General features: G+C 35.1%; 7 protein-coding genes. 4 read left to right on the top strand and 3 right to left on the bottom strand.

The annotated features are described in order from the left end of the window. Positions 1 to 222 precede the first annotated feature (222 nt). From ACRXC1_RS02735 to ACRXC1_RS02750, 4 genes are all read left to right on the top strand, one after another. Positions 223 to 4,893, top strand: coding sequence for a hypothetical protein (locus tag ACRXC1_RS02735; protein ID WP_433656317.1), 4,671 nt, complete (start codon positions 223 to 225; stop codon positions 4,891 to 4,893). Between the two features lie 45 nt (positions 4,894 to 4,938). Further along, positions 4,939 to 9,666, top strand: a complete 4,728-nt coding sequence (locus ACRXC1_RS02740) for a choice-of-anchor D domain-containing protein (RefSeq protein ID WP_433656319.1) — start codon at positions 4,939 to 4,941, stop codon at positions 9,664 to 9,666. A 107-nt stretch (positions 9,667 to 9,773) separates the two neighbouring features. Beyond that, positions 9,774 to 10,367 carry a hypothetical protein gene (locus ACRXC1_RS02745; RefSeq protein WP_433656321.1) on the top strand — a complete coding sequence of 198 codons (594 nt, stop codon included), beginning with the start codon at positions 9,774 to 9,776 and terminating at the stop codon, positions 10,365 to 10,367. Next, a complete protein-coding gene (locus tag ACRXC1_RS02750) occupies positions 10,368 to 12,302 on the top strand; it encodes a hypothetical protein (RefSeq protein ID WP_433656323.1) in 1,935 nt (644 codons plus the stop codon). On the opposite strand, the gene ACRXC1_RS02755 is transcribed toward ACRXC1_RS02750, so the two are convergent. Genes ACRXC1_RS02755 through ACRXC1_RS02765 form a run of 3 tightly spaced genes read right to left on the bottom strand, consistent with a single transcriptional unit; the run spans position 12,285 to position 13,813 of the window. Continuing rightward, positions 12,285 to 12,860 (bottom strand): hypothetical protein, encoded by a 576-nt coding sequence (locus ACRXC1_RS02755; protein ID WP_433656325.1) that lies wholly within the window; start codon positions 12,858 to 12,860, stop codon positions 12,285 to 12,287. The two genes, ACRXC1_RS02750 and ACRXC1_RS02755, sit on opposite strands and share 18 nt — an antisense overlap. A 25-nt stretch (positions 12,861 to 12,885) precedes the next feature. Next, the gene (locus ACRXC1_RS02760) at positions 12,886 to 13,230 is read right to left on the bottom strand and encodes a hypothetical protein (protein ID WP_433656327.1); all 345 of its coding nucleotides are present in this window, start codon (positions 13,228 to 13,230) and stop codon (positions 12,886 to 12,888) included. Further along, a complete protein-coding gene (locus ACRXC1_RS02765; RefSeq protein ID WP_433656329.1) occupies positions 13,223 to 13,813 on the bottom strand; it encodes a hypothetical protein in 591 nt (196 codons plus the stop codon). Before ACRXC1_RS02765 ends, ACRXC1_RS02760 begins: the two co-directional genes overlap by 8 nt. Positions 13,814 to 13,868 lie beyond the last annotated feature (55 nt).

Genomic DNA, 13,868 nt, shown 5'->3' on the forward strand with positions numbered 1-13,868 from the left:
TCTAATTTCCAAGAGACTCCAAATTGTCGAGTTATACATAATATTAAACACTTACTAGCTACTAGTGCCTAAATAAATTTGCACTCTGTAGAACATGTCGTATCCGAGACTTTTGCTAAGTTACTGTAAATATATTCCTGTTATAAGCACATTCTTAAATAATTTTAAATTATTTTAATATAGAGCGATAAGAATTGTTGAGAAGGGTTTTAATTTGAGGAAATGATGTTTAGTAAATTATCAAAATCACTTATATTTACAGGTCTTTTAAGCATTTTATTTGTTTCTTGTGTAGGAACTGTTGAGGATACTGAAGAGATTGTTAATTCGAAAGAGGCGAAGGATGTTCGCATCTCTTTTGATGGAATATTCGATTGCTATGCTATTAGCCAGGATAAAGTTGAGGTCCGTTTTTCAAAAGCGCAAATTACTAAAGGTGCAGTAAGCTCAGAAGATTTAGTTTATCAAGCTTTCTTAAATGGTAATTTCAATATACCCGTAAACTCAAATAAAATCGAAAATCTTCGTATTGATGATGAAGATCTTTATCACCTAACAATTGGAAACTTAGTAAGAAATACCTCATATTCAATTTCAGTAAAGGCTCTTGACCCTAGTACAAATACAATTGATACAAATATTGAAACATGTACTGTTAGAACTCTTGATGAAGAGTATCCATTATTTGATGGATTAGAAGTTGTTGAGCCGACTCCGGGAATTCTTGGACAAAATGAGCTGGTTTTAAGATGGAATACTGCAACTCCCGCAAAGTTTATTCTTGGTTCAATTGCGGCCGATGGATATAAAATAAAAAAATATAATATCTACTGGTCAGACTCTTCTGGATCTTTGGATAATCTAACATTATTGACTGAGATAACAGAGGATAATTTTAATCCAATCACATCTTATAAAGTTACAGGTCTACTTCCAGGTAGTAATTATTATTTCTTAGCTCGGGCAGAGGATGAGTCTAATCGTGAAGAACGAAATATTAAGGTACTTTCTGCAAGAACAAATCTTCCTGCTGTAACGAGTTTTGTCGGGATACAGTCTTTAACTGTACCGAAAACAAAGTCTGGATATACATCATTAGTGGCGTCGTGGCCTAAAGCCTCTGGTGACTTTGATCGTTATCGAATTTTTGCAATTCCAAAGTCTTCGCCAGCATTTTCAAGCAATACAGTTAATCCGAATAATGGACTTTATCTAAAATCAGAGGTGACAAATGTTGATGCTACAACAGCAATTATTCCAGGTTTAACGCAGAATGAAGAATATGCGGTTTTTGTTGTGGCGTGTATGTATGATTCAGGAACAGATAGTTGTGTTACCTATGATGGTGAGGATGTGAAATTATCGGCCATAACAACACCTCCTCTTGCTCCATACGCTGGTGTAGGTTCTGTTCAAAAACTTGAAGGAACAGCCGGTCTGAGTACTGCTCGTCTTCTTTGGAATCCTCCGGCAATAAGTCAGGGGGTATGTGACAATATCAATTTGTACTTTGTTGATTCGGCAAATAATGAAGAGCCTATTTACTCTTGTAATGACGAGCTTGCGGATCCAACTAAACCTTGTTTCTCTGAAGGTGCCGTTTGTGATGATACTCAAATTATTCTTTCGGGAATTAGCTTAGATACTGAGTATTGTTTTCGATCAAAAGTATTCGAAAATGGAAGAGAGCAAGAAACAGAAAATAAAAAGTGTTTCACGAATCGAATTACAAAACCAGTTTTTCCTGACTCGCCAACTTGTACCGCGCTAGATGGAGGTACAGAGTTACAAATTGATTGGCCGACACCTAGTGATGGAGATTATGCAAATTACATTCTCTTTGTTGAACAAGTAGAAGATGGTGATACATCGGCATTAAATGCTAATAATTGGATGAATGATGCTGTTGAGGCTTATGAAGCAGGTTCTAATTCCACTTACACAACAGATGTATTAGACAAAACAATCAATACAAAAAAACTTAGATATAAGATTCCTGATACAAAGTATCGTATTGGGATTAAAACTTTAATTTCTGCTAATGGAACTAATTACTTTGATGACAATGCAAATGTTGTGGAATGTAAGACGAAGTCTATGTCTCTTAATTTTCAAGGCTGGAGGCATGCTCTATCTGTTGGACCACGAATTAATGGCGTTGGTGACCATAAGCTTACACAAACGACAATAGAGCTACCACGTGCTGGCTATACAGGTGATGAAATTACATTAGAAAAGGCAGGGGTTGTTCGTGAGTATTATAAGTATGCTGATGGAAGAATTATTCCAACTCCTAAAGTAGACTCCGTTCAAAAATATATTTATTCAAATTATTGGTATTTGACTTTATTAGATAACTCAAAGCGATTGAAGTTTACTTATGAAGCTGATAATTCATTGCCAAGTCCTTATTTTAAAGTTGAATACGATGGTGACTCTAACGTGAAAATTACAGCGAGAACGGGGAGTTACTCAAGTAATGAATGTCGTGATGTTAGCGCATATATTGCTAATGATGCTACTATGCAAAATTTATTCTCTTTAACGTGTGGATCTTATAATTATCGTACTATGCATTACGCCGCTGGTGGCTTCCCTGTAACATTAGATGGCCTGATAACAACTAATTCCGGAAATAGTGGGCTTGTTGCAATAAATTGGGAACCAGTCAGAACTTCTACTGGTGAGCTAATTGAGGATTTTCTCTTTAATAATCAAATCGCTAGTGATGAGCTTGATGGATATTATATCTATCGAAAAGAAGTTCCTATTGCCAATACAAAACAAGACTTAACAAACCTTTTAAATAACGTTAATGGTTCTGGCTCTGGTTGGGTCGAGCTAAATACAGGAAAGCCAGTTAAGTCAATCGATGAACTTACTTATATTGATGTACTACCTGACGGCTATCATCCGATACATGGATCAAATATCTCTAGAAGCCAAAGAGAAAAGGCCAATACTGGAAAGGTTGTTTGGTATACAGTCCGATATCGCATGGCCGGAAAAGTAATGAATTACAATCAAGACGGTGAGAGTACGGATGCAATTCTTCAAGTTCTGATTCCTCCTGCAAATATGGCAAGTATTCATCCATGGATTGCAAATCTTCAAATGTGTAAGCAAATGGGGAAAGAAGTTGATCGTCAAAATGATTATCGTTGCGAGTTTGGAGGACTTGGCTCGACTAAAATTGATAATCAATACTACTATGATCTAGGTGGGTATATTTTAGTCGATCGTTGGCAACTAGGGTGTAATGTTACATTTGATGGTGATATTGATAAGACTAGTGGAACATCAAAGTTTTGCGATATGAACCCTTCCGCAAGCCCGTATTACATGACAGAAGCACCTGATCGTTCATGCTATATGCGTAGCTCTAGTGATCGCCCAAGTGCAACGCCTAATTCTGTCGGTTATGAAGTTGGAGGTGGATTCTGTATTCTAAATGAAGATAATGGTTCGTCCGATCCAACATACTCAAATTGGAAGAAGATAAGTGAGATTACAGGTGATACACCTGCTACAACAACTCTTCCTACATATGAAACATCAGAAGCCTTAGGACGTTCATATGCCGGTAGTTCTGGATATGGGGAAATCATTTCGACAAATGATTCTTCAATGCCACCAATTTTAAACGTGAACTTTAAAGAAGCGCACTTACTTTGCCAGTCTCATACTGTCCAAGTACAAACATCTTCTCTTATAAGTGCAAAAATAAGAAAGAGACAACTTAGCTCTCGTGAATATCAACACGTGACAATGCCCAGTTTAATTGAAGGTGATAAGCCTTATGCGTACGAATTAGAGTCAAGTTATCATGGTCACGATAACCCAGATCGTGGTCATTCATTCTATTCATATAATAATGGATCTGGTCACTGTAATAAGGAGTCAAGGTATTGGGATTATATCACGGACTACTCTGATAATGCTCGTGTGATCTCTGGGAAGTTAAATTATATGTGGGGAAGTTCATGGCGTAAGGCAAACTTTGTAACAGGTAGTTACAATATGAGTGGGCGTGGAATTCGAACAGGGGGAACAGACCATTGTGTTAGTGGCTTTGGTATTCAAGATTATCTTGGAATAAATCACTTCTTAAACGATCACGCACTTTGTAAGAAGTATAGTGATGACTCAAATGCGACGTGTGAGATTTATCCAGAACAAAGTTGGATTGATGCCTATAACGGTATTTTTCCTCTGACAAAATTTATCGAAGATGATTACGCTGATCGCGAAATTTATAAGAATGCTTTTGAACAGAAATTCTTCTGGAAGTACTTCGATGATGGAAGTTTAATTCAATACGGAAAGCCTAGGGCAACGGCCACAACAAGAACATATGGTTCTTACGCTTATCCAAGATCAGGTTATGAGAAAGCAACACACTTAATGGAGCAAATGTCTAATTTGAGTTCATTTAGCTTTGCTCTTGGAATGCCTCTTAATTGTCTTTCTGGAGAGTCTTATTGTCATCCTGATGATAAAGGTGTTTTCCCGGCACGTTCTAGTGCAAGTGATTATGGTACTTATATCCTTGATCAATTAGCTGGTGATTTTGATTTATTTTATCCGATTGAGTACAACCCTAATTTGGCAACTCAAGACGAATACTTTGCTAAAGTCCTCACTGTTGAATCTTATGATAATCTAGCTGACTATTACGGTGATGATACAGATAAGAATTTATACTACGATGATGGAAGTGGTTCTCTTATTCAAGTACAAGGGGTTGGCTATCGTTCTCATAGTCGCTTCATGACGAATTGGGATTATAGTCCAGATTATCGTGGGCGTAATATTGGAGTTCGTTGTGGTGTAAAGGTGGAATTAGATCTTGCTGGTTCATTAAAACAAGTCGATGATAAGGATCTTAACTAGGTAAGCGCTTTCATGTTAATTCGAGTTACACTCATATTATTATTTTTGATTTCGTGTACACCGACACCGGTTGATGATCAGGTTACTGTCAAAGATGGTACAAATGCAAAACTTGTTTTTACTTCAAGTGATTCGAATTCTTTAGGTACTTTAGCAGTTGGCTCAACGAGATCTCATTTGATTAAAATATCAAATGAGGGAAACCTTGATGCATCTGAAATGGTATTTGATATCGTCGGCAATAAGAATATGAATTACACAGGGGATGCCTTTCCTGGGCTTAGTGGGACGTGTACAGACACACTAGTTTCCGGTGAATCTTGTTATGTTGAAGTTTTTGTTTTTTCTAATTTTCCTGCGGTAATAGCAGAGAACTTATTTATCAAATATAAAGACGGTATTGGTGACAATAGTACTACTTATCAATTAAGTGGTAATTTCGGTTCCCCTGGAAATCTTGCGCCAAGCTTAAGTGGACTACATTTTGGGAATCTTCAAGTCGGTGCGACTAAAACTCTTCAAGTATCAGTTCAAAATATTGGAAATCTTCCTGTTACTGAATTAGATGGTTATACATTAACGATCGATGGAACACCTGGTGACTTTTATTTTTCAGGGGGAGGTTATCCTGGCACTGGTGGGAACTGTGCAGCATACTTAGCTCCTGGTCAAAGTTGTACTCTTGAAGTTGAAGCACATGCATCGATTTTAGAGTTTGAGCACACTGGAACACTTGAATTAACATTTAAAAACCCATCTCAATATCAGTCTATTAGTATTGGGTTAGGGTTTTACGGTGCAGATATTAAGGGGTATCTTGAAGCAGAAGTTTTAGGAAGTGGAGCACTTTATACAACTGCCATAAACAATGCTGCTGATGAAACACAACCTGTACTCACATACTCACTAACTAATACTGGGTATCTCGCTACGAAAGCAATGGACTTGAATTCTTCGGGAGCTCTTCCTCTTGTTGTTTCAGATAATCGCTGTCCAGCAGAGCTGGAGCCTTTTGAAAGTTGTGAGATCGACCTAATGTTAAAGCCGGAGTATAGTTATCCACTTGCTGACGGGATTGAATTTCCTTTGATTATTAATGAAGAGCCAATTGTATTTAAGTATGATAATAATAAAGATGCTCAATTACAGCTTACACCAGAAATTCTTGCTGCGGGAAGTGTTCTTGGTGAAGCTAATCTAACGATTTATCCAAATTCTAATACATTAGAACCTTTTGATAACGATATTGTTCCTCTTGATAAAACTGCTCGTTGGAATGATTACGATTGGAAATATATTGTTGGTACAGCTGTACTATCTCGAAAAATTCTTTTTAAAAATGGTTCTCCTGGTAAAAACGCTAAGATGACAAATGTTGAATTTAGTCTATCTCCAAGTGATGGCGCCTTAAAGTTGAATTGTCTTGAAAATGGAAACTGTCCTGAAATCATACATGACGGCCAAAAAAGTGAAATGACTTTTTCTTACGCACCAACTGTTCCTGAGGATAAATCAGCTGATCCGTATATCTTAACAGTAAGTTATTTTGATGGTGTTAAGAATAAGGTTTTTAAGGTCGAAATTCCTGCTGTGGCAACAAGCTATCCATATTTATCGATTGAAGAAACTTACTTAGATGACGATGGTGTGACTTACTTTGCGGAAAATAGTACCATGACAAATTTTGTAACATCATCAAGTATTGTTATTAAGAATGAGGGGTTATCTGGAGTTAATATTGCACAAAATATTATACGCTCAACAGGTCAAACTGGTGAGGAGTATTTTTCGTACGATAATTCTGACTGTGACCGCTTAATTAAAAATAGTGAGACATGTACTCTAAGATTTGATTTTTTAAAACCAGGTGATCCAAGGGCCAAACCATTTGTCGCTGAATCATTTACTAATTCTTTTAAAGTTTCTAATGGTGTTTCCATCGACAATGAGGCATATCAAATTTTTGATCTTGAATATCGCGTCAGTATGTTTGAAAGAGGTTGGTATGACTTTGCTCCTGAAGAAGTGGACTTTGGTGAAGTTTTATATTCAACGATAGATCAATCTCCAATTGGACAAGTCAATACGTATACGAGAGTCGTAGATATCCCGAATTCAAGTGTTAAAGGTAGCCATGTTCGTAACCACTTTACATTTGAAATTGTTGGAGATGAGGCATCGCATTTTTCATACTCAAAAGGTTTTCAATCAGAAATTTGGCCTACAGGTGAAGATGATGGTCTAGTTTATCGAACATTGAATATTATCTATACGGCACCGACTCAAGCTGAAGATTTAGGTGCAGATGGTGAATCGACAGCTCAGCTTATTATTCGCTATCATGGTATGGGGCAAGATATTTCGAGCACAGATTATGAGCCAGAGACTGTCATCTACAACTTAAAAGCTAAGCCTGTTATCGAACCTAAGTATCGTATCAGTAAACTTACAAACCGAAGACCTTTCGCACCACAATTATATGACCCAGATGCTGCATTAATGATTGCGAACGTTGAGAATGTTGCCCATACAATTATAAAAGTAACAAATTATGGACTAATAGATAAAATAGGTACTACAAAAGCTCTTTTAAAAAGTATTGTTAGCTATAATGCAAGTGATGATACTGAAGATCCTACAATTGATACGCATTTTAAACTACGTGCAGTGAATCCTAGTGATACATGTTTTAATAGTTTATCTCAAATAGATCATCAAAGTATTGAGTTTACGATTAAGCCTCTTCAGTCATGTGAGTTTGAAATTTATGACTATGCCCCAGATTATTTTGGATTTATCGAAGAAGTTTTAAAGGTCGAATTCGAGAAGATTAATGGTATTGGGCGTGATTATGAAAAGTTTAGGGGAGTAGGGTTTAATTTGGCAAAATTAAGATTTAATCCTTTTAAAACTGGAGTTTTAAATTTTGTAAAGTTTAATGAAATTGATCTTGGTCAAGTTGATAATCAAGAATTTCTAATTCAATCGGCAATAGGGACTCCATTTGTTGTTCCTGGAGAAGTTACAAGCCTAGAAGTTGTTTCAGATATTTCAGGTATTATCGAGTGCGAAAAAGCACTTACTCTGCCTGCTATTTGGAGTGGGAAAGAAATCGTCTTTAAACCAGAATCCTTTTCAATAAATACAGAAAGTTGTAGTGGAGTCAGAATTCATCCTGGTGAAGATGATACATCATACTTCACTAATTATAGTGAAAGTTGTCCTTTATCAATTGATTTTAGTCCATCACATGTTGGTAAAGTTGAAAAAGCTTGTGTTGCAGTAAACTACAAAGTTAATGAGTCGGCCACATCTCCAATAGGAACTTCTTATGCAATTGTTGCTGGATCAGGGAAAGTACCGAAGTCTGTATTTCATGGATGGCGTGGTGCTTACGCGGAAGGTGAAACATTAGAAAAAACAGCTCATGCGAAAATCGTATGGAATGAAATGACTGTTGTTGATGATTTGGGAACAGTTACAGGGTACAAGATTTTTAGAAAAAATATTAAAGAAGGTACCTTTAGTGATGAACACATTTTTGAAGGAGCAATAGCAGACTTCTATAATGAAGATACTGGCTTTTATGAATATAGTAACCATGTGGACGATTCCCTACCAAATGGTTCCACAGTAACGGCCCTTGAAGTAGATAAAGTCTTTAATTATAAAGTACAGGCTATTATTTCTATTCCTGGAGAAGGAACGTTTGATAGCCCGACAGACATTAGCAATGGAAATGCTGATCATGTGGTCAGTTTAGTCATTCCTGGGCCATATATGTCTCTCATACATCGTTGGACAGCAAATATTGATATTTGTACAAAAAATCTTCAATATAATTATGAGGACCTTGATCGTACTGATAATTATACATGTGTCTATAGCGGACCTAATAATTCAAATGGTAGTTTTGATGTTAAAGATTATACAATCATTGATCGCTATGAAGTTGGAAAAAGCAATTCGGATGGTAAACCTTCGAATGTTCCTAATTTACCTCCATATTTATTTGAAAGCTTGTCGCAAGCAAAGGACTATTGTGACTCTCAACAATACTCTATTTTTGATTTGAATATTTACAATGAAGAAAAGAGTTTAATGAATAGGCTAGACTATATCATTGGTTCAATTGGTACTGATCCTATGAATTGCGTAACATCGGGAGCGATGCAGAACTCTGGTGTTAGTAGCTGTGAATCTTCCTATGGGTTAAATGATATGGTTGGAAACGCATGGGAGATGCTAGATGATACTCTACTGCCTGCGCCAGGTAATTCATGGATTTATGATGAAAACTCATTCTATGCAGGTGATGAATATTATTTTAACGTTTCGGAGCTAAATCTAAATAACTATATTGGTAGTGATTATAATACCTTTATCGATTTCTTTAAGTTTGATGCTAGTGTGATTTGTTTTAATACCTTATTTAATGAACCTCGTTATTCACTAGGGGGGATTTGTGCAACAGCAAAATCTGATGTTTTAATGGATGATGCCTATAATGGACCGATGCAGGATTTTTCGTCCGTTAATACGGCAGTTATTTTTCCTAAGTATGAGTCTGAGTTAGGTAGTGCTTTTACTCTTAAAAGAACATTAATGATGGGGGGATCAAATTCATCGGCCCAAAGATTTAATGTATCTCCGAGTAGATATGTCATGTATTGGACCAATCCAGAAACCGAAAGAATTCTTATGGCCCAGCATCCGAATGGCCAATATGAGGGGGGGGCACCTCGTTGTACATTTAAATTTTCGATGGAGTAAGGAACTAGGCAGAATTATCGCAATTAATTTTGCTTAATTCAATCCTTTAAGTTTAGTTAAGCAGATCCGAAAAATCATACGTATTATTAAGATAGGCGTATGAATCTATGAATATATTAAAACTTTTTACATTCTTTATTCTTTCTTTTACGACAGCTTTTGCTGAGGACTTTCTCATCTCTAGCATTCCAGAAAAAGCAAATGTTTACATACGAAACTCAGCAAATGGGCAGAGGAGACTTTTAGGTGAGACCCCTTATAAAGGAGAATTAAGTACAGTTGCTAGTACTGTAGGGATTGACTCAACCTTTGTCTTAGAAATAGAGAAAAGTGGTTATGAAAGCTATAACTTATTAGTGGTAAGGCCAGCCGAAGGTGATATCAAAATTGTAGCCTCATTAAAAGAGCATGATCGCGCTACAAATCATATAACGTTGGATAATGTCATCATTAAATTATTTGATGCACAAAGATTTGTTAGGACGAAAGCTTATGGTGAAGCAGTTAAGGCACTGGATTCTATTGAAAATGATGCCAGCAACCTTTCTAGTTTTTATGAAATGAAAGGTGGGGCGCTTTATTTAAAAAAGGACTTTGTTGGGGCCTTGGCAAATTATAGAAAAGCAACTTCTTTAAATGAACAGAATAAAGATGCATTTGCAATGAAGCAATACTTAGAAAAAGTTCTAGGAGAAAAATAAATGAAATATTTATTAACAATCCTTAGTCTTTGTTTTTCAATTTATGCCAATACTAATCCAAGTATGTTAAATGTTGATTGGCAAAAGAAAATTTTGTCCGATGATATGAAAGATATTATCGAAACGAAGCTTGATAAAATTTTAGCCGATAAACAATATACTGTTGATATTGAAATTAAAGTTACAACACCAAGAAAACCTAGTTTTAAACAAACACCAAAACAGGCTCCAGAAGAAGTTAAGTTTACAAATGTTGCAAAAACTTCACCTGGTGATTATATTGTTTTATCAAAGTTTGGTTTAGAGACACCAATTACAGCTAATATGAATTCAAAAGAGGCTCCTGCCAATAGTGAATATGAATATCTTTGGAAGTATCAAGAGAGTCAAAGTATTTTTAATAACCTTGAGAGTATCGAAGTCTCAATACGCCTACCTGAAAGTTTAAATGAAGATCAGAGACAGCATGTTGAAAAACTTGTAAAAGAAACAAAGTTTAGTCTTAAAGATTTCACCATTGATTATAAGTTTATCTATATTAATCTAAAACCGTTAAAGTTATATGAAAATAAAGTTGCTAATGACTCTGCTGTTGCGGCTGAGACTGAATCTGATAGTAATATTTGGAGCTTGTTAGAAAAATTTGCTACTCCAATAGGTATTTTTCTTGGAGCATTAACGATATCTCTCTGTTCATTACTTATTTTTAAAAAATATGAAAAATTAAGAAATGATATTCTCCAACGTAAAATTACGTTAGATTCAAATAATAAGAATGTTGTCGATAATAAGAATTCTTCTGACGAAGTCGATAATGGTATTGGTGGAGGTGAAGTTCTTGGTGGAAGTAGTTCTGATCAAAAAGATGAAAATACAATTAGTGGATTTGAAAGATTGATTAAAACATTAGATGAAAGTCCGCAAACTGTAATTTTACTAATAAAAGGCTGGATAAAATCAGAAGAAGAACTGGCAAAGCAATCACTTGTGTATCTATTAGATAAGCTAGATTCACAAAGTCTACATACTATATTTGAAAAGTTAAATATGGCCGAAAGGCAAGAGTGGAAGTCTGTTATTGATTCGACTCCATACAATTCAATTCGGGCAACTGCTGTTGATTCCTACATTACAAACTCAATTATTAATAGTTTTATTGTTCCAGATATTGTTGAAAGTGATGAATTAAAAGAGAAACTTCTAAGTATTGATGATGAGGGTGCATTTGAATTTTTTAAGAACAATAGAGACTTGGCGCCACTGTTTTTAACAATTTGTCCTACTCATACTATGAACTATATTCTGTCAAAAATAGATATCGAAGAGCGAGCTAAGTATTTAAAAAGCGCAGCAGCTATCAATACTGCAAATGAAGATGAATTATTTGTGGAAATTAATGAAAGACTATCTAAGTATATTAGCATCGAAGTGGTCAGTCCGTTTATTGAAAAAATAATGGCAATGATTCCAATCTCCTCTCATGAAGATGAAGAATACTTGTATGATGTTCTATTACAAAATGGGCTAACAAATAAAGTCGAAAGCATTGCTTTAAAAAACTTTCCCTCATTCCTATTAGGTAAATTATCTGAAAAATCATTGAATAAAATCTTTATGAGCTATACGATGATTAGACGTGTTGAACTTATTGAGTCTTTTGATGATGAAGAGTTGAGAAACACATTTATTTCTTCTTTCGCTAAAGAAGGAACAACTATTTATGAGATGTATGAGCTAGAGCAAGAGCGATTTGTTATTGATGATAGTGCTAGGCTAGCTTTAGAAGAAAGTAAAGCAGATAACTACTGCGAAGTATATAAAAAGGCTAGAGAACTTGTTTTAAGTGATCTTGAAATTACAAGAGATGCAAAGCAAGTTATCTATGAGTGGATTAAATCTGTCCGTGAAGAAGAATCATTAGAACTGGTAAGTTAATCCACTTTGAACTTTTATATTAGTTGTTGAAACAACAGAACCAAAGCCGATTTGGAAATCGGCTTCTAATTTAATGTCGATATTATCCTTCCAGCGATATAACATCCCACCAGTTGGTCCCACGTGAAATATTAGATCTGTTTTCTTTGCCGTTTCACTTGTATAGAAAAGGTATGAAACATCTGTTGCTGCACCTGCATAGTATCTAAATTTTGGAGAAAATTTGATATACACTCCGTCTGAACTTTTTATCTCAATATCGGAAGCTGCTTTATTGCCAAAGTAATACTGATAAGCAGCACCTAGCGAAAATATTCTTCCAGTTGAAGCCAATAGGGGAATGACACCGCGAACACTTACTGCTTGATTAGTCTTAAAGGGAATCGTGTAGTCACCCATAAGTGTAATCACCATTGCTGAACCACTAATTGGAGTCTTTTTAGCATTATTTCCACTTTCGTCTTTTAGGTTTGATTCTGCTTCATTATAAGAGATATTAGAAACACCTAGGCCAAAGCTATAGTAAGGGGTTGGTTTCGTTAGTGCCAATGATGACATTGCTAAAATTAAAGAAATAAAGAACTTACCCAAGTTTAATCCTTATATTGAAAATATTCTCATTATAAATTCCAATCTGTACATCGAGATTTTCTGCATTCATCTTCAGGTAGTGTAGAGAGTTTGTAATGTTTGAATCTTCAAGAAAGCTCATATCCAAGTCCCACTCATTAAAGTAAAGGTTGAGACGCTTATCTGTTGTTAGTGCTTTTAGGTTATCGAAGTTTAATTTTAAAATAAGAATCTTAATTAATCGCGATAGTACTTTTAATGCATCTTTCTCAAAGCTTATATTTTCTGCTTTATAAGCTTTTGAAGTTAAATCAACTACTTTGTTTTTCGATATAATAACGTTCTTTAGGCTACTCAAGAGTAGCTCTGTAAACCTTTCTGGATCTAGTAGGACTTTTCGATTGTTTCTTGCTTGAGGCTGCTTGCTTTGTTGTGTTAGTTTCATCATGATCCTCTATTATGTCGAAAATTGTTTTGAAACTTAAAGATGAATTACTTATTCTTTGAAATTTCGGGAAGCTCAGATTTGGCTGTACTTTAAATCGTGTAAGTTGTTTAACGATATTTTCTTTTAGAGGTAAGTTATCAACTTTTAGTACTAACTCTAAACGTTTACGATCTTCTTTATTCTTAACGAATCTCTTACTTTCTATTGTGACAAAATTTTCTTTTAGATAAAGTTGTAATCTTTTATAGAATGTATCAAAAACCCATTGGGAATAAGAATCTTTCGTTAAATTCTTTTGCCAATTAATAGGGGAGAATTTAACAGAGATTTTTTCATCATTATTGGCTTCCCCAAAAGTTTCTAAAGAAGTCTCTAATGATTCTTCACACTCTTTCTCTTGTGATTTCAGATCATTAACACCAGAAAACTTCTTATTAAGCTGTTTTCTTTTTACTTTATTGAATATTTTCTGCCTGATAGTCACAGTGTTCATAATCTACATTTTAACTTTATTTTATTGTAATTTTGAAGGGGGAAAAAAGTTTATT

This window comes from Halobacteriovorax sp. GFR8 (assembly GCF_050955245.1).
GTDB lineage: Bacteria > Bdellovibrionota > Bacteriovoracia > Bacteriovoracales > Bacteriovoracaceae > Halobacteriovorax_A.

What these genes read in the sequence shown, in the direction of transcription:
- ACRXC1_RS02745 (WP_433656321.1), top strand. Translation starts at nt 9,774, where the DNA reads ATGAATATATTAAAACTTTTTACATTCTTTATTCTTTCTTTTACGACA.
- ACRXC1_RS02755 (WP_433656325.1), bottom strand. Translation starts at nt 12,860, where the DNA reads ATGTCATCATTGGCACTAACGAAACCAACCCCTTACTATAGCTTTGGC.
- ACRXC1_RS02765 (WP_433656329.1), bottom strand. Translation starts at nt 13,813, where the DNA reads ATGAACACTGTGACTATCAGGCAGAAAATATTCAATAAAGTAAAAAGA.
- ACRXC1_RS02735 (WP_433656317.1), top strand. Translation starts at nt 223, where the DNA reads ATGATGTTTAGTAAATTATCAAAATCACTTATATTTACAGGTCTTTTA.
- ACRXC1_RS02750 (WP_433656323.1), top strand. Translation starts at nt 10,368, where the DNA reads ATGAAATATTTATTAACAATCCTTAGTCTTTGTTTTTCAATTTATGCC.